General features: G+C 39.8%; 15 protein-coding genes. 1 reads left to right on the forward strand and 14 read right to left on the reverse strand.

Features of this window, described 5'->3' with window-relative positions:
- Positions 1 to 113 precede the first annotated feature (113 nt).
- The 14 genes from HT711_RS11280 to pbp2b all read right to left on the reverse strand — a co-directional run bounded on the left by HT711_RS11280 (position 114) and on the right by pbp2b (position 21,507).
- On the reverse strand, positions 114 to 6,110 hold the full coding sequence (locus HT711_RS11280) for a ZmpA/ZmpB/ZmpC family metallo-endopeptidase (protein ID WP_240148992.1): 5,997 nt from the start codon (positions 6,108 to 6,110) through the stop codon (positions 114 to 116).
- A gap of 183 nt (positions 6,111 to 6,293) precedes the next feature.
- Complete coding sequence (ileS, locus tag HT711_RS07080) at positions 6,294 to 9,086, reverse strand: isoleucine--tRNA ligase (protein WP_173249905.1); 2,793 nt, start codon at positions 9,084 to 9,086, stop codon at positions 6,294 to 6,296.
- A 252-nt stretch (positions 9,087 to 9,338) separates the two neighbouring features.
- Positions 9,339 to 10,220: a DivIVA domain-containing protein gene (locus HT711_RS07085; RefSeq protein ID WP_050089380.1), complete on the reverse strand. Its 882-nt coding sequence runs from the start codon at positions 10,218 to 10,220 to the stop codon at positions 9,339 to 9,341.
- Positions 10,221 to 10,228: 8 nt separating this feature from the next.
- Complete coding sequence (locus HT711_RS07090) at positions 10,229 to 11,014, reverse strand: RNA-binding protein (RefSeq protein ID WP_173249906.1); 786 nt, start codon at positions 11,012 to 11,014, stop codon at positions 10,229 to 10,231.
- Positions 11,011 to 11,274 carry a YggT family protein gene (locus tag HT711_RS07095; RefSeq protein ID WP_000576513.1) on the reverse strand — a complete coding sequence of 88 codons (264 nt, stop codon included), beginning with the start codon at positions 11,272 to 11,274 and terminating at the stop codon, positions 11,011 to 11,013. Before HT711_RS07095 ends, HT711_RS07090 begins: the two co-directional genes overlap by 4 nt.
- A complete protein-coding gene (locus HT711_RS07100; RefSeq protein WP_000053381.1) occupies positions 11,274 to 11,813 on the reverse strand; it encodes a cell division protein SepF in 540 nt (179 codons plus the stop codon). Before HT711_RS07100 ends, HT711_RS07095 begins: the two co-directional genes overlap by 1 nt.
- A gap of 9 nt (positions 11,814 to 11,822) precedes the next feature.
- Complete coding sequence (locus HT711_RS07105; protein WP_173249907.1) at positions 11,823 to 12,494, reverse strand: YggS family pyridoxal phosphate-dependent enzyme; 672 nt, start codon at positions 12,492 to 12,494, stop codon at positions 11,823 to 11,825.
- Between the two features lie 4 nt (positions 12,495 to 12,498).
- Positions 12,499 to 13,758: a cell division protein FtsZ gene (gene ftsZ, locus HT711_RS07110; protein ID WP_000144268.1), complete on the reverse strand. Its 1,260-nt coding sequence runs from the start codon at positions 13,756 to 13,758 to the stop codon at positions 12,499 to 12,501.
- A gap of 16 nt (positions 13,759 to 13,774) precedes the next feature.
- Positions 13,775 to 15,148, reverse strand: a complete 1,374-nt coding sequence (ftsA, locus tag HT711_RS07115) for a cell division protein FtsA (protein WP_173249908.1) — start codon at positions 15,146 to 15,148, stop codon at positions 13,775 to 13,777.
- A 218-nt stretch (positions 15,149 to 15,366) separates the two neighbouring features.
- Positions 15,367 to 16,071 carry a TIGR02206 family membrane protein gene (locus HT711_RS07120; protein WP_001055261.1) on the reverse strand — a complete coding sequence of 235 codons (705 nt, stop codon included), beginning with the start codon at positions 16,069 to 16,071 and terminating at the stop codon, positions 15,367 to 15,369.
- 94 nt (positions 16,072 to 16,165) lie between these two features.
- Positions 16,166 to 17,539, reverse strand: a complete 1,374-nt coding sequence (gene murF / locus HT711_RS07125) for a UDP-N-acetylmuramoyl-tripeptide--D-alanyl-D-alanine ligase (protein ID WP_173249909.1) — start codon at positions 17,537 to 17,539, stop codon at positions 16,166 to 16,168.
- A gap of 83 nt (positions 17,540 to 17,622) precedes the next feature.
- On the reverse strand, positions 17,623 to 18,666 hold the full coding sequence (locus HT711_RS07130) for a D-alanine--D-alanine ligase (protein WP_050278361.1): 1,044 nt from the start codon (positions 18,664 to 18,666) through the stop codon (positions 17,623 to 17,625).
- 176 nt (positions 18,667 to 18,842) lie between these two features.
- Positions 18,843 to 19,439, reverse strand: a complete 597-nt coding sequence (gene recR, locus HT711_RS07135; protein ID WP_000966762.1) for a recombination mediator RecR — start codon at positions 19,437 to 19,439, stop codon at positions 18,843 to 18,845.
- A gap of 10 nt (positions 19,440 to 19,449) precedes the next feature.
- Positions 19,450 to 21,507, reverse strand: coding sequence for a penicillin-binding protein 2B (gene pbp2b, locus HT711_RS07140; protein WP_173234610.1), 2,058 nt, complete (start codon positions 21,505 to 21,507; stop codon positions 19,450 to 19,452).
- A 193-nt stretch (positions 21,508 to 21,700) separates the two neighbouring features.
- Between pbp2b and HT711_RS07145 the strand changes: the two genes are divergently transcribed.
- Positions 21,701 to 22,552 carry a MurR/RpiR family transcriptional regulator gene (locus tag HT711_RS07145; RefSeq protein ID WP_173234608.1) on the forward strand — a complete coding sequence of 284 codons (852 nt, stop codon included), beginning with the start codon at positions 21,701 to 21,703 and terminating at the stop codon, positions 22,550 to 22,552.
- Positions 22,553 to 22,558: the final 6 nt, after the last annotated feature.

The following is a 22,558-nucleotide window of genomic DNA, read 5'->3' on the forward strand; positions in this document are numbered from 1 at the left end:
TTCCCCTCGTTTATCTATTCTATTTTACACAATTTTTCACAAAAAAGCTAGTCAAAACCAAAAAGGAAAGAGTTTCACACATGAAGAAACGAAACCTATCTTCATGTGCTACCCTAATTAGTAAATTTATTTTCCTCATCAAAAATTGAACTTCTAAAATCATCAGTTTTATCTAGATAAGCTTTGAAAATAGCTTTTTTAAGTTTGTAAACTTTACTACTTTCTTTTGGATATAATATTGAAGCATAATTAGTAGCATCCGCCTGAACCGCTTCTTTAATTATATTTCTTAACTTAGCAATACTATCAATAGTTATCGTCTCTTGACGTCCCCAATTATTAGGATTTATAAAGCTAATATTTGTTAAGTTATTAAATTTATTTTCTCGTTCTTTATACATAGCTTTTTTAAAATCAGCCCAAGATGAATACTGGTTATTAAATATCTTATTAAGCACTAATTTATCAGTTACCAATCCTACTTCTTTACCGTATGAATTAATTTTACTTCCATTAGCTTTCGCTTCATTTTCATATTGGTTAGAAATATATGGTACCATACCTTCTTTATATCCTTTTGCAGCTAATAGTTCAAATGCCATACGACGAGCCATTAAATCACCCGGAGTCCCTTTATCACTACTTAAGGCAGAATATATTGGCGAGAAAAGATTGATTGTGTAGTATCCATTTCGTTTATACTCACCTTCATCAATATACCCTCTTCTTGTGATTATATCGTTTTCTATTAAACTATTGAAAGAGGTTAACTTATTAAGCTCATCAGGTTTTAATCTACGGACTACATTCGTTGCATAAACATCATTTCCATCAGGATCAGGTTTATACTCATTCTCTATTTTCCTTAATAGCTCACCTTTCTCATTGGCACCTAAGTTAACTACTGCTTCTCCTTCTAATTTTTCAAGTGTATAAACTAAATCGAATAAGTTATGCATATATTTACGCAAGTCTTCTGCATTATTAAATCGTTGAGTTGGATTTTTCACTTGTAGTCTATTAGCATTTTCCGCTTCATCATATTTCAATACAGAGTTTATCGTGATTGTTGCATCATCTGGATGATCGGGAGCTTGTAATAATCCTTTTGCATAAAACTCTGGTCCAAGCCCATTTCTTCTTCCATATCCTCCAAGATAAATTTCTCTATCTGAGTTGTGTGTCATTTCATGAGTATATGTTACTGCGCCAGCCTTATCAAGCATACGATAAGCCATATAGTAGAACGCATCTCCCGTAGCATATGCTCCGTGTCCATTATGAACAACATTATTCCCCGCAGGACCGAAGAAATGTTTTATTGCTGGATGATCAGTTTCAAAATCTGCTTGACTAGTATTTTTATCTTTATCATTACCAAATCTAAAAGAATCATATACCAAAATACTTCTAAACAATTTATCTTTTTCTTTCGTATCTAGTATTTTGTACCAATAATCATAATGATCTCTAAATCGTTTAGCCGCTTCTTGTGCATTATCTTCTACAAATTTGTTTAACTTTTCTCCCTTAGGATATTCTGAACTTCTATATCTGTCATAGGCTCCAAATCCTATAGTTGAAATATTCGCTATCATAAACACTGATTTTTCAGGTAGTGTTAATAACGGTAACACCATACTTTGATATTTCCAAGAAGGGCTAGTTAATCTATCATATACTCCAATAGAATACTTCGTCCCTTCCTTAGATTGTTTTTCGCTTACTTCAGGAATTGTAGATTTTTCTTCTACTATATAAGCTTTAGATTGTTCTTTAAACCATTCGTTATTTGTTTTATTCGGCACTAAAACTTTTCTATATTTTTCCAATGCCTCAAATAAACTCTTAGTTCCATAATTTTTTGATAATAATACATTATAAGTAATTACATTATTTTTAGCTAATAAATTGTTAAATCCTGATTTACCTAGCTCAATAACATTATCTAATGCAGAACTATTAGATTTACCAAAGAAATCTAAATGATATAATACTAAATCTTTTGTACTTGCATTATCATATTTAAAATTATACCAACGTTCAAGATATGTTAAACCTAAAAGCAACGCCTCTTTATTATTCTTAATTTTTTCTACTACATAATTATCTATTATCGAATTATTATTTTCAGCTATTGCCGCATCTGCAGAAAGAAGTTTTGATAAAGTATCTTCAATATTTGCTTTTGTTTTATCGAACTGTTCATCTAGATATAATTCTGTTAATTTTATATCATTAGAAATATCTAATACTTTTCTAACATCAGCTGAATTATATTGAACAGATTTCAGATCATTTAAAACAGATTTTACAATATTATTGTAATTATGTAATAACGTATTAGGTGTGTATATTAATTTTGTATTAGTTATTTCGTATTCTGCTACTTTAGAGAAATCTTGTAGATATTTTATATCTAATGTTTGAGAAGTATTATCTGAATAATGTAGTAACAACTTATTAATACTAGCTTTATGTTTATTAATATCAGAAATTACTTCTTTGTCATGCATTGAAACTACAGACACAAGATCCTTAGTATATAAAGCATTATTAGTATCCACTAAATTACCATACTTAACAATAGTCTCTCTGTTATAAAATGGCAGTAATTTTTCTATATTTTTATACACCCTTAACCTAGAAACATCAACATCTTTTAATTTACTATAATCCGTTCCATATTTAGAAGAGAAATTAAAGTCCTCAGTTTTAATATTATTTTTAGGAACAAGTTGAGATTTTTTCACATTAATCTCATCCGCTTCTAGCACAGTTCCTCTTTGCTCTTCAGAATCTTTACTAAGTACTTCGTCATCTACTTGAACTACTTTTACCACCTTATTATTTTTATTACTATAAGTGTTAGTTGCTTTTATACCATTAAAATCATAACCAGCAATAGCATTACCGTTAGTAACATTGACATCGCTTAATACATCAGATAGTCGACCTGAATTTTCAACTTCACCTGAATTATCCCAAAGATTACCTACAACTCCTCCTACTTTACCAAAAGGCTTCACATTGTTAAGATTTCCTTCAACGTAACTATTACTAATTCTAGCACTTCTATCAACAACCCCAGCTATACCACCAACTGTTTGGTCCCCTTGATTAGCGTTTGTCGCCATATCGATAGATGAAATTGAGTTTTCTATTAAAGCACCAACACCTGAAAGTTTGCCAACTAAACCACCTATTTGATAAGTAGCATTTGTATTATAAGTATTTGTTATTCTACCTGTAAAACTACTATTAGAAATTGTAGAGTCAGTTACTTTTGAAACCAAACCACCAATGCTACGCTCACCAGCAATTACACCTGATGAATGAACATTTGTAATTGTAGTACCATTATTCGCCTCTTTCGCTATTGTAGTAGCATCTTCTTTCAAAGAAACATTAGCTTCTTTTATTGAAAGATCTTGAATAGCAGCATGATTTAAAACTTTAAATAACGGTTTTTTCAAGTTATATATAGCATAGTTCTTATCATTGTTTGTACCTATTAATGTACCACTAAATTCTTGATTTATATAACTTTCTTGACCATCCGAAAGTTCTACTTCACGAGCATCCATAGTTGCTCCTAAACGAAACGTACCATGTAAATTTCTATTCATTGCTTCTACTAGATTTTTAAATGATGTATAAACTTCGTTTTCACTATTAATAGTTTTTGGTAAATAATAAGTATAATTTTCTACAGTACTATCATTTTCATGTTGAATTAAATCATTAGCTTGTCCTACAATTTTGTATACTTCTTGACTATCTCTTGTAACACTTGTAATACTTGAAACAGGTAACATCACATCTTTAAAGTTCTCTGATTTGACTTTCATAAAGTAAGTATCTGGATTACTTGGTAAGGTAGCAAGTGAAGTTACATGACAATATTTATTATTTTCTACTGTAAATAATTCCACATTTGAAATATTCCTAAGCTCTAGTTTCTTGTCGACTTGTTTTTCTTCTGCTTTTGGTGCTGATTCTTCTTTTCCTGTAGATGTTCCTTCTGTTGACGCTGTTGGGTCTGATCCTACTTGTACAGCTGGTTCATCACCCTGTGGTTTTTCTGAATCTGAATTAGATGATTCTGAGTTTTCGTTCACAGTCGAAGCTTCAGTATTTTGTGAATTTGTTTCTTCTTTATTGCCTTCTGTTACTGAAGGTGATGACTCTGAATTACCTGAATCATTTGTAGCATCTACAGATGGAATAGTTGAAGTTTCTGACGTTGGTTCGGATTTATTTTCTTCTCCAGCTGGTTGTGTAGCTGGTAACCCACCTTCAGAGACAGTTTCTGAAGCCGGCTGTTCTTCTGTAACTGTTGTATCCCCTGCAGATGAATCTTCTTCTTTCGACTCTGATTCTGATGGTACTTCTGAAGCTGGGGTTGCCGCCTCTGGCTCTTCCGCTTTTGGTGCTGTTGCTGTTTCCGTAGTTGCAAGTTCTTCAGCTTCCGATGTTGAATCTGTTTCTTCTTCTACAGCTGGCTGCGTAGCTGTTGACTCCCCTTCAGAAGCAGTTGATGAAGATTCAGTTGAAGAAACTGAATCCTCCGCTTTACCTTCTTCTCCTGATTCTTTTGGTGCTGGGGTTGCTTCTGCTATTATTCCTGGTTCTTCAGCTTCTTCCGTTGCTTCGGCTTTACCTTCTTCTCCTGCTGGTGTTGATTCCACAGCTGCAGATGTTCCTGGTTCTGCTGACTCTTCTGCTTTTGCTTCTTTTTCTGTTGCTTCTGGTGTTGTTACCGCTTCTTCTTTAGACTCAGCTGACGGTGTATTTGTTGCACTATCTTGTTTTCCTGTCTCCTCAACAGAGGTTTCTTCTGCATTGCCTACTTCACTTGAAGTTGTAGCCTCTGTAGCTGCTTCTGTTGAAGCTGGGGTTTCTGGTTTTGATGGTGCTGGAGTTTCTTCTGCTGGTTGGCTTTGTTCTCCTGAAGTTGTAGCCTCTACCACTGGTGCTTCTGAAACTTCTGCTTTTGGTGTTGTTCCTGAAGCTTCTTCTGTTGAACCTAGAGTCGCTTCTGAACTTCCTTCCGCTGCTGGTGCACCTGGTTGTTCTTCTTTATTTTCTGGAGTTGTAGGTGCTTCTGTTTTTGGTTCAGCCAATTCTGCTGACTCTGTTCCTGTTTCTCCTTCTGAAACTGTTCCTTCAGGTGTATCTTCTTTTGGAGTTGTAGGTGCTTCTGTTCCTGATTCTTCAGTTTCTTTTCCTGTTACTCCTGGAGTTACTTCTGAAGCCCCTTCTGTTCTTCCTGAAGCTCCATTTGCCACTAATTCTGTTGAATCTGGTGCTGATTCTGCTGTTCCTGTAAATGTTCCTTCAGGTGTTGATTCTGCTTCTTTAGGCTCAGCTGGTTTTTCTACCTCTGGCGCTGATTCTGTTGGTGCTGGAGACACTGGTTTTTCTGCTTTTGGCGTTGTTACAGTTGGCTCTTCTGCTTTTGGTGCTACTGGAGCTTCTGTTTCTTCTTTAACTTCTGGGCTTGTCTCTGCTGGTGCTTCTGAAGCAGGTTCTTCACCCGATTCTTCCGCTCTTTCCACTACTGGTGCTGATACAGGCTGATAAACTAGGCTATAGTTCACAGTCATTTTTTCAACTTTCTCAGTGACATCTGTTAATTCAAAGGTAACAGCTTTTGTTTCCTGATCTTTCTTGAGCAAGACTTCGTAAGTGCGAACTTCGCCACTTGCACCACTTTCTTTGATGACAATCTTGTGTTTTGTGACTGTATCTGAAACCGTTTCAGCTTCAGTAAAGTACAATTCATTGTGTGGTAAGAATAAATTCTTACCTGAAGCTTGATTCATTTCTTGGAGTACATCTACCGGGATATTGCTTGCTTCGCTGATAACACTTAATGTATCTCCCCACTTAATGACATACTTAAATAAATCACCTTCTTTTTGAAGGTCAGCTTTCACTTCCTCAACTGTTCTGGCTACCCAGACACCATCTTGTTCACTGGCTGACACAGTTGGAGCTAAAAAGCCCAGACCTAGCAAAATGACACCTGTCGCAACAATTGCACCAGTTCTCAATTTTCTAAAGCCACGGAGGGACAAGCTTCCTCTAACATTTGTTTGTCTCATAATGTTTATTTTTCCTCACTAGTTTAAGAAATCGCAAGAAAAACAATCTTGCGATTTTAGCATACTTACTTTCTCCTAGTATTAGCAAAACCAATTCTCATTAAACTTTAGCATCTCACAAGAGAGATTATAAACTTGGAATAACTGATTTTTATATACTAGACGCATAGAGACTTTTCAACCTTACTTCTCTTCAAATCCTTCTGCGACTGCGTCCGCAAAGTTTTCTTCTACAATGCTTGCACAGTGGTCACAGATGACTGCCTGGTAGCTGCGTTCTGCTGTTGTTGGGTCGATACGACGGCAACGGTCACATACTTGGCCTGCAGCGCGTTCAACTGTGAAGGCTACATCTTCGAAGCTAACAGCAGCTTCTGGAGCTGGTCCTTCTGCGATGGTCAATTCAGACACGATTAAAAGTTGAGCTACATTGCTGTTTATTGCTTCGAGTAGAGTTTTCACAACTTCATTTGGATAAACTGTCAAGTGTGCTTCAAGTGATTTACCGATAACTTTGGCATTCCGCGCTTCTTCCAAGGCTTTTTGAGCTTGTCCACGGAAGTCCATGAAGGCAGCCCATGTATCCAAGATTTCTTCTTGATTAGCAAAAGTTTCCGCTTCTGGTAATTCTGACAATTGAACGAAGTCTTCTGCTTCAAACTCAAGATATGACCAGATTTCCTCTGCTGTGTGAGGAAGGATTGGAGTCAAGAGTTTGGTGATTTTCACAAGAATGTCATAGAAGACAGTCTGCATTTGACGGCGTTCGAGTGATTTGGCACCTTCGATATAAACAACATCTTTGGCAAAATCAAGGTAGAAGGCTGACAAATCAACGTTGATAAAGTTTACCAAGGCCTTGTAGATTGTCAAGAATTCAAAGTTTGCGTAAGCATCACGAATGGTCTTGACAAGCTGGTTAAAGCGAATGGTCATGTACTTATCAACTGAACGAAGCTCATCGTAGGCTACTGCGTCTTGAGCTGGATTAAAGTCAGATGTATTGGCAATCAAGAAACGAAGGGTGTTACGAATCTTACGGTAAGTTTCAGAGACTTGACTCAAGATATCCATAGAGATACGCACGTCATTGCTTGAGTCAACACTTGTTACCCAGAGACGCAAGATTTCAGCACCGAATTGTTTTTCAACATCGCTTGGAGCAATGGTATTTCCAAGAGATTTAGACATCTTCTCACCTTTCCCATCAAGGGCAAAACCTTGTGACAAGATTTGTTTGTAAGGTGCTACACCATGGTTGGCAACAGATGTGATGAGTGAAGAGTTGAACCAACCACGGTACTGGTCAGAACCTTCTAGGTAAAGGTCTGCTGGGTAAGTCAACTCAGGACGGTTTACTACCACTCCATTCCATGATGAACCTGAGTCAAACCAAACGTCCATGATGTCAGTTTCTTTCTTGAATTCACCATTTGGTGAACCTGGATGAGTAAATCCTTCTGGTAAGAGGTCTTTGGCATCACGTTCCCACCAAATGCTTGAACCATGTTCCTCAAATAGTTGAGCCACATGTTCAATCGTTTCAGCAGTCATGATCGCTGTGCCGTCTTCTGCGTAGAAGATTGGAAGAGGAACTCCCCAAGCACGTTGACGAGAGATGACCCAGTCACCACGGTCACGAATCATGTTGTAAAGACGGACTTTACCCCATTCTGAGTGGAATTTCACTTTTTCGATTTCATCTAAAATATCTTGACGGAATTTTGAAACTGAGGCAAACCATTGTGGTACTGCACGCCAGATGATTGGTTTCTTAGTACGCCAGTCAAATGGATATGAGTGAGAGATTTCTTCTTGGGCAAGAAGGAGGTTGCCAAGTTTCTCGATAACAGTTGGTACAACCTTGTCATAGAATTGACCTTCAAACTCAGGACCAGCATTAGCCATCATGATACCACGTTCATCAACAGTGACTGCGACTTCAAGACCATTAGCAATACCAACATTGTAGTCGTCCTCACCAAAACCAGGGGCTGTATGGACGATACCTGTACCAGAGTCAGTGGTAACGTGGTCACCAAGGATAACGAGCTCATCTACAGCTGTATCCCATGGGTGTTCTGTTACGATGTGGTTGAGTTCTTGACCACGGTAAGTTGCCAACACTTGAACATCAGCCCAACCAAATTTCTCAGACAAGCTAGTCAACAATTCTGCAGCAACGACAAACTTACGAGCTTCACCAGCAGGTTGAACCAAGACGTAATCAATATCCGCTCCAACAGTCAAACCACGAGAAGCTGTGATGGTAAATGGAGTCGTTGTCCAGACAACGATGTAAGTATCTGTATCTAGAACACCTTTGCCATCTTTGACCTTATTGGCATAGTAGAGGGAAGTTGAAACCAAGTCATGGTATTCAATCTCTGCTTCAGCAAGGGCAGACTCAGATGACCATGACCAGTAAACTGGCTTGGCACCACGGTAGATATAACCTTTATTAGCCATCTCACCAAATACACGGATTTGGGCTGCTTCATAGTCAGGAGTCAAGGTCACATATGGATTTTCCCAGTCACCAGAAACACCCAAACGTTTAAAGTCTTCACGTTGTTTATCTACTTGAGAAAGAGCGTATTCACGGCAAAGTTTCAAGTACTCAACCAAGTCCATTTCTTTACGTTTGACACCTTGTTTTGCCAAAACTTGCTCGATTGGCAGACCATGAGTGTCCCAACCTGGGATAAATGGTGCGTAAAAACCTGACATAGATTTTGAGCGAACAATGATATCTTTTGAAATCTTGTTCATAGCATGTCCAACGTGGATATTTCCGTTAGCATATGGAGGGCCATCATGCAAGGTGAAATGAGGTTTTCCTTGGTTCAATTCTTGACGACGTTGGTAAAGTTTTGCATCTTCCCATTCCTTTTGCCAAACTGGCTCTTTGGTAGGAAGGCCTGCACGCATTGGGAAAGCTGTTTTCCCAAGATTAAGGGTATCTTTGAGTTTCATGGTATCTCCTTTATAAATAATAACAAATTAAAAACCACGACTGCCAAAAAGGACGAAAATCGTGGTACCACCTTTATTCGGAAAAAGATCTAGTCTTTCTCCCTCTTATCCCGTAACGTGGGGAACGTCAAATCTTACTCCATTCAGACTTGATTGTTTGAGAGGATAATCTTATCGTTAGGGAATGCAGGACTCACACCATCTCCTGCTCGCTGGAAATATAAGGATAAGATATTGTTCTCAGAATATTTCTTATAAAATTGTAACGGATTCTTGCGGTGCTTCAAATCCTGGTGCTGAATCAAACGTTTCTGTAGCTGGTGTTGGACCTGTCGGATGCACTGGAGCTACTTCTGGTTCTTCGTACATTGGACCAACTGGATGAGCAGGCTCTTCTTCCATTTGAGGACTCACTACAGGAGTTGGATTTTCCACTCCCTGTTTAGCCTGAGCTTCAAATTCAGCCAATTCTTTATTGGCTGCCTCAATACGAGCTTGTAACTCTGCCATTTCTGCTTGAGAGAACTGACGTGTCATATCAATTGGTTCTTCCTCAATTGGAGCTGGAATCGGTTCTCCAAGTACTTCGCTAACCACTTCTTTAAAAGCTTCATCACTGGTTTGAAGATAAGTAGCTGTTGGACGGAGAATATCTTCCCAATCTGAAGACTCAACAATAGCCAACTGACTCTCAATTGTAGATTTGAGACGTTGGTGGAAGACACGGCTCTTGTTCTTCAATTCTTCGGTTTCAACAGCAACTTTCTTAGCATTGTCTGTTGCTTGACGAAGAATCTCGTTTGCCTTATATTTAGCTTCTTCCAACAAGCGTTGCGCATCTTGCTCTGCTTGATGAATGATATTGTTTGAACGTTCATGTGCCGCTTGTTTCACTCGCTCAGCTGTATCCTGGGCAATCAATACAGACTGGCTCAATGAATCTTTCATTTCATCAAAGTAAGACAAACGCTCTTCTAAACTCTTAATACGCAAATCTTTATCATGATTCGCACGAACAAGATCTTCGTAATCACGAACTACAATATCTAAAAATTCATCGACTTCTTCTGGATCAAAACCTCTGAATCGAGTCCCAAAGGTCTTGTCCTTTATTTCTAATGATGTAATTGGCATTCTATTCCTCACTTACTTAATAATAACTGGACGGTTATTTTTTTCTTCTCTTTTTTTGTTTGTCCTCTATCTTGAAGCAATCTCAAGCGACCAAATTTTCTCACACTAATCAAGTCTCCAACTTGAACAGTATAATCTGATTTGTCTACCACATGATAATTTACTTGGACAAGTTTCTTTTCAATCAACTGGTTTGCTTGATTCCTAGATAGTTTCAAAACATTTGATAAAAGAACATCTAATCGAAAACTAGACACAGATAAATCCAGTTCTCGATACTGTTCTAGCTTATCTATTTTCTCGGTGAAAGGACGTTCCTCCAGCGAAACGGGTATACGGCCAATTTTCTTTAATCCATCTTGAAAGAGAAGAAAAAATTGCTGATTGACCATAATCTGCGCCCGTTCTTCATCTACTAGGATATCTCCAAAAAGTTTCCGTTCAATCCCTAATTGATTGATGACTGTCCCTAAAATCTTAGCATGCGTTAAGTGTTCAAATTTATTGGAATACACTATTTCCTGGAGAGATATTTCAAAATCTGAAAACTCTGGTTGGAAATAATCTGGGTATAATAAAACTCGAACATACTCACTCGAGACGAATTCCCCACTACTGCTACAAGCAAGACCATAGGTTTTAGCCAAAATCTTTAATAGCTTCTCCTGATGAGGATTGATAAAAGGAGTTAAAAAAGGAGCATAGCTATCTTCTACCTTCTTTATCCATTCCATTCCCTTGTCAAGAAAGGGACGATCTTCTATGGAGAAATGCTGGTAAATCCCTTTATTCATCCTATCATCGCCAGAAAACGGACTAGGTTTTCTCCTAAAAATCGAACCAAAACAATCGCAACCCAAACAGATAAATCAAGACCCGCTATCTGTAAAGGCAGGCGTTGCAAGGGAGCAAGCACTGGTTTTACCAACGCTACAATCCAGCGACCTAAACTTGATTCGTAGGCGCCTGGGAACCAAGACATGACAGCAAAGGCTACTAAAATCAGGGAGTAAATATCCACTGCATTATAAATCATACGAATTAAAAAAATCATTATCGTACTCTATTTCGTCTCATATCAAAATCAAACTCACCCTGTTGATCTTCATCTGGCAAACGAATATCTTCTACATTCACAATAACATTCACTGGTGTCAACAGATACATGGTAGAAGCTACTTTTTTCAGACTTCCAGCTAGAACATGGCAAGCCCCATCCAGGTAATCCAAACAACGACGAGCCTGCACTTCAGTCATATATTGAAAATCAATCAAGATACTTTCGTTTCCTGCCAATAAATCAACAATTTCTGTTGCGTCTTCATATTTTCTAGGATAACGAACATCTATAATGACCTTATCAGTTGCACGCTGACTCTGATTTGCCAATTCCTGTTGTCTTGCATGAAGTCTGGTGATATTGTTCTCCTTTGTTCCAGCTGATTGTGGAGTTTGAGTGATTGGGAGAGCCGGTTCCTGTGAAGAATTTACTGGAGTAAACACAGGCTCATCTCTTTTTTCATAAGGGAGACTTGAATCCTCATCCTCCGTAAAATAATCTATAAATCTATCGAATCTATCTTTTAAAGACATGGTTCTCTCCTACTTAAAAAATGCTGTACCTATACGAACAAAGGTGGAACCGAATTGAATCGCTTCTTTATAATCACGACTCATTCCCATACTTAACTCGGTCATAGGCATATTTGGAATTTGTTTTTCTTGGATTTCTCTTTGTAAATCTTGGGTCGCCTTGAAAATTTCTTTCAACTGCTCACTGCTAGCCTCAAAAGGTGCCATCGTCATTAAACCAACATATTCAATCTTATCTAGTCTGGCTAACTCTGGCAAGATATCCAGCAGTTCCTCTCTCGAAAAACCGTGCTTGCTTTCTTCTTTAGAAATATTTACTTGAAGGAAACACCTGATGACTCGGTCACTTCTTTTTTGGATTTCCTCCGCTAGCTTTACTGAATCCAAGGCATGGAAATAATCAACGTATTGAATGACATCTTTCACCTTACGTCTTTGCAAGGTACCAATCAAATGCCAAGTCACATCTCGATCTTTTAAAGCTTCATATTTTTCCAGAAACTTATCGACACGATTTTCACCGATATGATGAACACCTAGCGGAAGCAAGGCTTCCGCTGTCGGTACATCTACATACTTGGTAACTGCAATGACAGAGACTGAACCACTCTCTCGATGAGCACTCAGACTAGCCTCTGCGACTTCTCGAAAAACAAGTTCTGTATTTTCTTTTACATTCATTTACTTAACGATTTTTGAAAAATGGAGGTGTATCCAATTCATCTTCATCTTGTGATGTTGGGGCTTCAAAGCGTTCAACTGGAGAAACGACTGAATCTGTTGTACGAACAATCGATTCACGGCGAAGATCCCAATCACCAAAAGCAGATGCCTGAGTTGGTTCCAAACGACGTGGATTTTGTTTTGGCAATTCAGCTGTTTCTGCCATATCAAAATGACGATCAAAGCCATGTGAATGAGCTGGTTTCACTGTCTCACGGTAGTTAGTAGTCGGTCTAGCTTGTGGAGCAACAGCCTTCTCTACGCGGTCTTGACGAACACCCGTTGCGACAACTGTTACACGAATTTCATCACGCATACTTTCATCAATTGAAGTACCGAGCCAGATGTTCACTCCTTGACCTGCTGCCTGGTTCACAATTTGTGAAGCCTCCTCAGCTTCAATCAAGGTTAAATCGAGACCACCAGTTACGTTGACAATCACATCTTCTGCTCCATCAATTGTTGTTTCAAGAAGTGGAGAGTAAATTGCCTTACGCGCCGCTTCTACCACACGTTCTTCTCCACTACCGATACCAATACCCATGAGAGCATTCCCTTTATTTGCCATAACTGTTTTCACATCGGCAAAGTCAAGGTTAATCAATCCTGGATTGGTAATCAAATCTGTAATCCCTTGAACACCTTGACGAAGAACGTTATCCGCTTCGCTAAGAGCCTCCAAAAGCGGTGTTTTCTTATCAACAATTTCAAGCAAGTTGTTGTTTGAAATAATCAATAGAGTATCCACATGCTCACGAAGTTGATTGATTCCTTCTACAGCAAATTGTCCACGTTTGCTTCCTTCAAAACCAAAGGGACGTGTTACAACACCAACTGTAAGCGCACCTAAATCTTTGGCGATACGAGCAATAACAGGAGCAGCTCCAGTTCCAGAGCCTCCTCCCATACCAGCAGTGATGAAGACCATATCGGCGCCACTGATAGCTTCCGTCAGTGTTTCTTCGCTTTCTTCAGCAGCTTTACGACCAACCTCAGGTTGACCTCCTGCACCCAAACCACGAGTCAATTTAGGTCCCAACTGAATAACAGTCTCAGCTTTTGTACTACTCAATGCTTGTACATCTGTGTTTGCTGCGATAAATTCTACGCCTGTAACACCTTCGTCGACCATACGGTTGATGGCATTGCCACCACCTCCACCGACACCAATTACTTTAATCACTGCACCTTGAGCAGCAGCTGTATCAAATGAAAATGTCATAATTTATTTTTCCTCTTTATTCGTCAAACATGCTTCCGATCAAGCCACGGAAACGATCTGCTAATTTCGGTTTATTTTGTGAAGCTTGTTGGAAATCCGCCATTGGTTCTGTAGGCGCCACCGGCTCTACTTCTGGAGCAGGAGCTGGTTGAACAGGCGTTGATTGTACAAACTGAGCTGTCTTTTGCAGCATCCCACCAAAACTAATTGGCTGATGACTTAAGTCATTCTCACCTTTTATCGCTCTCTGAGCCAAAAGATTCACTTCTGTTAATTGACCCGCAAATTCTGATAAACTAATCACATGCGCAAAGGCTGGATTACGGATACCAACTTGATTTGGAACATAAAGCTTGACACGGACGCCAAAGACTTCCTGAGCAAGTTCAACCATACCTGGTAAAATGGCATTCCCACCGATTAAGACAATACCACCAGGGAGCTCCAATAGACGTCTTCTATCTAATTCTTGCTTGATTTGCTCAAGGATGTGCTTGATTCGTGCAGAAATAATTTCTGACAAGTAGGCTTCCGTCACTTCGACTGCTTCTACTTCTCCAATAACTTCTACTTGGAAGGTTTCTTTGCTTGCAAGAGGCGGATAGGCTTCCCCGTAATTCAGTTTCAAGCCTTCTGCTAATTTGCGAGAGGTTTTCAAAACCTTGGAGATATCTTTAGTTACATAATCTCCACCTTCTTGGAGAATATGTGTGAATTGGAGTTCTTGGTTGCGGATTGTAGCGACAGTCGTTTGACCTGCCCCCATATCAATCACTGTAGCACCAAATTCACGTTCACCTTCGTTCAAAACTGATTGAACCATTGCTAGTGGCGAAATGATAATATTTTCAACCTGAACACCTGCACGCTCAACCGTCTTACGCAAATTGTGCAAGATAGTACGAGGGCCTGTATAAAGCAAGCCACGCATTTCAAGGCGAACCCCCATCATGCCACGTGGGTCACGAATCCCTTGGAAACCATCCACAATAAATTCTTCAGGAATAAAGGTAATGACTTCACGGTCAGGTGTCATACTCTTTGTCAAAGCTGATTTGACAACATTTTCAACATCTTGATCCGTAATTTCCTTGGTATCAGATGTTACTGGAATCATCCCTTGAGTTGGTTCGACCTGCAAAAGATTACCAGGCAAGCCGACATTCACTGATTTAATCGAAATGCCTGCCTTTTCTTCTGCTTGGGAAATGGCTGACTTGATAGCAGTTGCTGCTGCATCAATATCAACAATAATTCCATCCTTTACACCTTTACTTTTGGCATTACTCACGCCAATTACATTTAATTCACCATTTCTCTGCTCGGCTACAAGCACCTTGACAGAGCTTGTTCCAATATCTAGACCTGTAAAAAAGCCTTCTCTAGCCATTACATCGCATCCTCTCTATCTTCCAAGTTTCGCACTTCGTATTATTCCATAGCTAAACTTAGGCATAGCTATTCACAGAATATTATAACACAAAAAATTTAATCATGCTTGCTTTTTTCCTAAATTTCCCAGCCAATTTTTGAGTTTCTATGTTCAGAAATTCTTATTTTATAAGCTGCTTGTAAAAACTCTCTAAGACAAAAAAAGAAAGCTCTGTGTTAAGCTTTCTTTGCAATCATTTTTTCTGCTTCTTGAGCTAAAAAGAATTCTAAGATTTTCTTAGTCAAACTGATAGTAGCTACCAGCACAATTGAAACAAGTAAATAATTAGCTACTAGACCATGATCCCCAACCAATGGCGGTTTTGTCAAGAATCCGTAATCCCCACCTGTTACCAAATTGACCACAAAAATCAAGGCATTTAGGGCAAAGGTCATGAGAAAAATTCCCTTCACATCCAGCAATTTCGCACTATACTGTCTCAATAGATAAACTAGAGAGTTCCCCAAGAGTGCTAAATGACCAAAGATAAAGGATAAAATGGTGATATGTGGAAAAGGGTAAGCATCTGGCACTGGATAAACAAAGGCTGCTAATGTCCCAAATGTTCCCAATAATGCAAAGTATTGTTTATATTTGGACTGACCAGGAAGCAAGAGTACCACAAACATAGCCATACGGCAATGGTAAAAGGGTAGGCTTTCTGACAATGGCATATGATTGACCCAGTACCAACCATAAAGAAGGATCAACTGAACGGCCTGTAAAATCTGGAAAAATCGTTGGTAAACCTTCTTTTCACGATAGCGATAGGCTGTATAAAAGGTCAAGGCTAAGAGCGTAAATAGGCTAACATACCAAAAAAGGTCAAATTTAGGTGGTTCTGTTGGCTGAGTTGTAAAAAAAATATCCCATAAATTCATCTAGTCTTCCTCATAATTCAAAATTTTCCTGCATATTATTATACCATGCTATTTGTCAAAAATGGATTTAGAAATACGTAAATGTTTGACAAAATCACTTGGCTTCAGTTGCTAAACTTTCTACCAACTTGGCTAGATTCATAGAGTTAGAGCCTTTGAGCAGGATTTGATCATGGACTCCTAAACTTTCCTTAACCTGATTGACTAGGTCTTCAAATTGGTCTTGGTCTTCTGTTTTCTTGAAATAGTAAACGTGGCCGATTGGGAACATTTGACTGGCCAATTGGGCTAATTCAGCAATATCTTCTCCATAGAAAATAAGGGTATCAAGCACATCTGGAGAAAGGCTCAAAATCATCTGATTATGGAGTTGAATAGACTGATCGCCGAGTTCCTTCATGTCTGCTAGAACAGCGATTTTTTTGCCGCCCTCATTGGCTGGAATGGCAGAGAATGTCTCCAAAATCAACTTCATAGCAGTTGGATTGGCATTGTAAACATCTGATAGGATATCTGCTCCATTGGCTGCTTTCTTCCACTCGGTACGGTTACGCGTCAATTCAAGACCTTGGAAGGCCTGACGAATCTGCTCCTCAGTAACTCCTTCTTGCAGGGCAACATAGGATGCAATCATAGCATTGGTCGCATTGTACTTACCAGTCACTGGCAAATCAAGGTCTTGTTCCAAGAAATTAGCCTTAAAGGTCAGACTGTCCTTACGCTCAACCAAGTCTGTGATTTCCAGCTCTGCTCCTTGCCCAAATCGGACCACCTTTTTATCAGTTGGCAAGTAGTCCTCTACAATAGGGTCAGCTGGTACCAAGAGCAAGGAATTCGAAGCCATGCCATCTGCAATTTGCATTTTTCCTTGCGCAATCTCCGAACGGTCTTTGAAAAAGGCCAAATGGGCTTCTCCAACCAAGGTCACGATGGCTGTCTTTGGACGAGCCAATTCAGACAAGAGATGAATATCTCCCAAGTGATCCTGCCCCATCTCCAATACTAGCTTCTCTGTCCCTTCAGGCATGTGGAGAACTGTGTAAGGAAGGCCAATCTCGTTGTTGTAGTTTCCTTGTGTTTTGTAGGTTTTGTAGGTTGTTGATAGCAAGTGCGCCAACATATCCTTGGTGGTTGTCTTGCCATTTGAACCCGTAACCGCAAAGACATCAACAGCCGTTTTTTCAAGATAGTAGGCAGCTAGGGTTTGAAAGGCAGTCAGCACATCATCTACTAGAATGTAGGGATGATTTGCAAGCTCTTTCTCAGACAAGGTTACAGCAGCGCCATTTTCAAAGGCTGTTTCGATAAAGTCATGACCATCACGCGCACCTTTAAGTGGCACAAATAAATCTCTAGTCCCAATCAAACGACTATCAAACTCAGCCTTTTCTAACTGAGCGTTCGCAAAAAGACTAACATCATTTTTAGCTCCAACAGCTTGGGCAACTTCATGGATTGTTAATTTCATTTCTACTCCTTTAAAAAGGGTCGAAGCCCGAGAACTCTAGTCACCTGGCAGTGATGGTTCTGGCTTCTACCCTCTCTTTCATTTTATAGCAAATGCGCTTCGCGCTTGTTAAAGCTTTCCTTGGCAAGGTCAACCAAACGCTCGATTAGTTCTGCGTAGCTGATTCCCATATTGTCCCAAAGTAGTGGATACATTGACCACTGGGTGAAACCTGGCATGGTATTGAGCTCGTTTAGGAAAATCTCTCCCTTATCTGTATAGAAGAAATCGCAACGAGAGAGACCGAGGCCTCCAATGGCACGGAAGGCCGTCTCTGCATTTTGACGCATGACAGCTACCACATCATCACTGATTTTGGCTGGGATGTCCATGGTAATCTTGTTATCAATATACTTGGCATCGTAGTCATAAAAGGCAACATCCTTGACTACTTCTCCTGGTAGCGTGCTTTTGACATCGTAGTTTCCCAAGAGACCAACCTCGATTTCACGGGCATTGACCCCTTGCTCTACCAAGACACGGCTGTCATATTGAAAGGCAAGTTCCAAAGCTTGACGAAGTTCTTCTTGATTTTCAGACTTAGAAATACCGACACTAGAACCCATGTTTGACGGCTTAGTGAAGACTGGATAAGTCAATTTTTCTTCCACTTCAGCGATTTTAGCAGTCACATCATCCCCTTCAACGATAGCCACATAGGGAACTTGTGCAATGCCAGCAGATTCTAACACACGCTTAGTCGTGATTTTATCCATGGCAAGACTGGATGACAAGATATTGCAACCGACATAAGGCAATTTCAAAACTTCAAGGAATCCTTGAACAGAGCCATCTTCTCCCATCGGACCATGAAGAACTGGAAAGACCACTGCCCCTTCTTCATAGATAGCACTTGGTGCAACTTTCTTATCCCAATCAATGGTTTCATTGGTCATGAGACGGTCCTCTTGACCTGGAGTCTGACTAAATTCCTGCGTTTTAATAAAATCACCTGACTGACTGATAAAGAAAGTCTTAACTGTGAAACGATCATAATTGACCGCACGCATGACACTTTCAGCTGAAAGGACAGAGACTTCGCGTTCCGCACTCCGTCCACCATATAAAAGAATAATCGTTTGTTTCATATTATTTGTCCTAATTCTACTAGAATACTCGCTCTTTAGTATATCATATTTGCTTATTTTTTTAAAACTTGAACCTGACACTACTCATCATACTATGCAAAAAGAGGCCGATAGGAACGATTTTCAGCCTCCTTGATTTTTTTATAAATGAATGGAGTTCGTAAATTTGTCTACACTTACAACTCTGTCCGATTTTCAATAGCCCGTAAGAGGGTCACTTCGTCCGCATACTCGATATCTGCTCCGACAGCGAGGCCTCGTGCCAGACGCGTAACCTTGATCCCAGCTGGCTTGAGCAAGCGTGAAAGATACATGGAAGTCGCTTCCCCATCTGCTGTGGCATTGGTTGCTACGATTACTTCTGAAACCTCACTATCCATCAGACGAGTCATGAGACTCTTGAGATTGATATCGTCTGGACTGATACCATTCATAGGGGAAATAAGGCCATGCAGGACATGATAGAGTCCATGGTATTCTTGGATATTTTCCATAGCCGCCACATCCCGACTATCCTCTAGCACCAAAATCGTTGTCTGGTCACGAGTCGGATCGGTACAGATGGAGCAGGGATCATCGTCTGTCAAACGTCCACAAACGGAACAGTAGGTCAATTCTCTCTTAGCAGAAAGGAGATTTTTGGCAAACTCATTGACATCGTCATCAGACATCCCAATCGTATAAAAGGCCAGACGCGTGGCCGTCTTAATCCCGATACCTGGTAACTTAGAATAACTGTCAATCAGCTTGGCAATGGGTGTTGGATAAAGCATAATTTCCTTTCTAATTCATTGGATGGTATTTTTGATACAGATTGATAATATCACGCGCAATGGAAGGTCCTACACCATTTGTTAGATTGGTATTATGAGGAAAGACCACTGCCACAGCGATTTGGGGATTATCAGATGGGGCATAGGCCACCGCATTGGTATTAGTTGCTTGCTGACCATCTGCCACATAGCTTTCGGCTGTACCCGTTTTTCCACTAATAGATACCAAGGCACCATTTGAAAAGGCACGTCCAGTTGTCAATCCGCTAGTCCCATGAGCAACCTGATAAAAACCTTGGTGCAAGATACTCATATCGGAGTCGGATATATTGACCTTATTCATCTCTGTCGGTTGCAGTTGCTGAATCAAGTCGCCCAGTCCCCCCTTATCATTATTGCCATAAATGCCTTCCACAATACGAGGAGCCACACGAACACCATCATTTGCAATCGTTGCCACATACTGAGCTAATTGCATTGGGGTATAGTTATCAAACTGCCCAAAGGCATTGGTAATGAAATTGGCAAAGTTATAGTCTTTGGGAATAAATCCAGTAGATTCATCTGGTAGGTCAATCCCAGTCGCAGATCCCAAGCCATATTCGCCAAAGGTTGAACGCAGTTTCCCCATAGCAGACTCTAGATTGCTGGTACCGACAAACATATTAGGTTGATAGGTCTGCCCCATAAGACCTAAGGCTGTTTGGACCATATAGGCATTGGATGAATACTCCAGAGCTTGAACCGCCGTAATCGGCATTGGCCTAGAAAAGGCAGTATACCAAGAATTAATTGGAGCTGAACCTTGGAAGACAATGGACTGGTCTGTCAAGGTCTGATTTCCCGACAAGACTCCATTTTCCCAACCTGAGCTGATGGTCGCCGCCTTGACAACCGAACCTGGAACAAAGACATTGGTTACCGTTCCCAAGGAATCAGGCGTCAACTCTCCCGTTTTCAAGTCATGTTTAATCCCTGACATAGACAAAACAGCACCTGTTTTTGGGTTAAGTGCGACTGCATAGACACCTTCAGAATACTTGGCTCCACCATTTCCCAACTCTGAATTGAAATAACTTTTCAGCAAGGCATCCACGCTATCTTGGAAGGCCAAATCAATGGTCAGTTTGATATTGTTTCCCTTACTACCTTCCTCAATTGTATCCACGCTTTCCATATTGCCATATTTATCCAGATGGATTTCTTTTACCGATCGTTTTCCTTGTAAGGTCTCTTCATATTGCTTTTCCAAATAGGAGGTTCCAACCCGATCATTTAGAGAATAGCCTTTTTTAAGATAGGCTTCTGCTTCTTCCGCTGGGAGACCAGCTTTTTCACTGGATACACTCCCTACTATAGAAGAAAGGGAAGTTTCCAAAATCTTTCGATCCCAAGAAGTAGAAATACTAATGCCAGGCATCTCCTTTGAAATAGAGGCAATAACAGCTACCTGAGAATCATTTAGAGGATCTGTCGCAATGGTTCCTGTCGCAAAGTTTCCAACAGCATTTAACTGACTAAAAAGATAGATTTCTTTCTTTTCATCCTCTGTATAGTTTAGTTGACTTGTTGGGACACTATCGACCGCATTGTTATACAGTTCTGATTCGGATAGACGATTGCCATCTGAATCCAAGCGTTTCTCACTTGGGAGAGCTTCCACTGTTTTTTTATAGATTTCAGGATCAGCCAAATAGTAATCAGCCAGCTGGCGTTCTGTCAAATTTGGCGAACTGATGCTCACATATCCCAGCAACTGACTAGCGATTTCTTTTAGATCTTTAGCAGTCATTTTATTACTACGCGTAAAGGAAACAACCTGCTTTAACGTATTTTCTACCAAAGGTTTCCCACTAGCATCATAAATTTCCCCACGGGCAGAACTGGTTGTGACCTTGGTCTGACTAGCTGAGGCTAGCTTTTTTTCGTAAAAATCCTTGTTCAAAACCTGCATATACAACAAACGACCAATAATGGTCATAAAGAGTAAAATGACGATTGAAAACAATAAATTAAGCCGAATCGGAATCGAATGGCTGTTAAATTTTCTCATACAAATCAGTCTCATTTCTAACTTAAAATCTTACTCTTAATTGTACCACAATTTGAGCAGAAAATTATGGAAAAGAAAGAAGCTTTTTTTCGTTTTTACAGTAAGATACGTTTTTATTTATCCATCCCTATATTATATGTTATAATGAATGTAAAAGTTCAATAATCTAGTCTTTTTCCAACACGACTCATTTAAAGGAGCCTTCCCTATGGACAAACCAGATATCGCAACTGTCATTGATTCACATTTTGAAGAAATGACAGACCTAGAGCAAGAAATCGCTCGCTATTTTTTACAAGCAGAAACGATTACAGATGATTTATCTTCTCAACAAGTCACTCAAAAATTACATATCTCTCAGGCTGCACTAACTCGCTTTGCTAAAAAGTGTGGCTTTACTGGCTACCGAGAATTTATTTTCCAATACCAACATGAGGCAGAAAATCAAGCCAACCAAGTCTCCAAGCACAGTCCACTGACCAAACGAGTCCTCAGAAGTTATAGCAACATGAGGGAACAAACACAAGACTTGATTGACGAAGTCCAACTAGAACGAATTGCCCAGCTAATCGAAGATGCTGAGCGTATCTACTTCTTCGGAACAGGGAGTTCTGGCCTCGTAGCTCGTGAAATGAAATTGCGCTTCATGCGTCTGGGTGTGGTCTGCGAAGCTTTGACAGACCAAGACGGCTTTGCCTGGACAACCAGCATCATGGATGAAAATTGTCTAGTGCTCGGTTTTTCACTCTCTGGCACAACACCTTCTATTTTAGACAGTTTATTAGACGCTAAGGAGATGGGGGCAAAGACTGTACTCTTTTCAAGTGTTCCCAATAAAGATAGCCAGGCCTATACAGAGACTGTTCTTGTAGCCACCCACAGCCAGCCTTCCTATATCCAACGAATATCCGCTCAACTTCCTATGCTCTTCTTTATTGATTTGATTTACGCCTACTTTTTGGAAATCAATCGTGAAAGTAAGGAGAAAATCTTTAATAGCTACTGGGAAAATAAAAAACTCAACGGCTATCGTCGACAAAAACGTATCAGAAAATCCTAGTTTGGT

This window comes from Streptococcus sp. 1032 (assembly GCF_013277015.1).
Classification (GTDB): Bacteria; Bacillota; Bacilli; order Lactobacillales; family Streptococcaceae; genus Streptococcus.

What these genes read in the sequence shown, in the direction of transcription:
- HT711_RS07090 (WP_173249906.1), bottom strand. Translation starts at nt 11,014, where the DNA reads ATGAATAAAGGGATTTACCAGCATTTCTCCATAGAAGATCGTCCCTTT.
- ftsA (WP_173249908.1), bottom strand. Translation starts at nt 15,148, where the DNA reads ATGGCTAGAGAAGGCTTTTTTACAGGTCTAGATATTGGAACAAGCTCT.
- HT711_RS07100 (WP_000053381.1), bottom strand. Translation starts at nt 11,813, where the DNA reads ATGTCTTTAAAAGATAGATTCGATAGATTTATAGATTATTTTACGGAG.
- ftsZ (WP_000144268.1), bottom strand. Translation starts at nt 13,758, where the DNA reads ATGACATTTTCATTTGATACAGCTGCTGCTCAAGGTGCAGTGATTAAA.
- HT711_RS11280 (WP_240148992.1), bottom strand. Translation starts at nt 6,110, where the DNA reads ATGAGACAAACAAATGTTAGAGGAAGCTTGTCCCTCCGTGGCTTTAGA.
- HT711_RS07105 (WP_173249907.1), bottom strand. Translation starts at nt 12,494, where the DNA reads ATGAATGTAAAAGAAAATACAGAACTTGTTTTTCGAGAAGTCGCAGAG.
- HT711_RS07145 (WP_173234608.1), top strand. Translation starts at nt 21,701, where the DNA reads ATGGACAAACCAGATATCGCAACTGTCATTGATTCACATTTTGAAGAA.
- HT711_RS07120 (WP_001055261.1), bottom strand. Translation starts at nt 16,071, where the DNA reads ATGAATTTATGGGATATTTTTTTTACAACTCAGCCAACAGAACCACCT.
- HT711_RS07095 (WP_000576513.1), bottom strand. Translation starts at nt 11,274, where the DNA reads ATGATTTTTTTAATTCGTATGATTTATAATGCAGTGGATATTTACTCC.
- recR (WP_000966762.1), bottom strand. Translation starts at nt 19,439, where the DNA reads ATGCTTTATCCAACACCCATTGCCAAGCTGATTGACAGTTATTCTAAG.
- HT711_RS07130 (WP_050278361.1), bottom strand. Translation starts at nt 18,666, where the DNA reads ATGAAACAAACGATTATTCTTTTATATGGTGGACGGAGTGCGGAACGC.
- pbp2b (WP_173234610.1), bottom strand. Translation starts at nt 21,507, where the DNA reads ATGAGACTGATTTGTATGAGAAAATTTAACAGCCATTCGATTCCGATT.
- ileS (WP_173249905.1), bottom strand. Translation starts at nt 9,086, where the DNA reads ATGAAACTCAAAGATACCCTTAATCTTGGGAAAACAGCTTTCCCAATG.
- murF (WP_173249909.1), bottom strand. Translation starts at nt 17,539, where the DNA reads ATGAAATTAACAATCCATGAAGTTGCCCAAGCTGTTGGAGCTAAAAAT.
- HT711_RS07085 (WP_050089380.1), bottom strand. Translation starts at nt 10,220, where the DNA reads ATGCCAATTACATCATTAGAAATAAAGGACAAGACCTTTGGGACTCGA.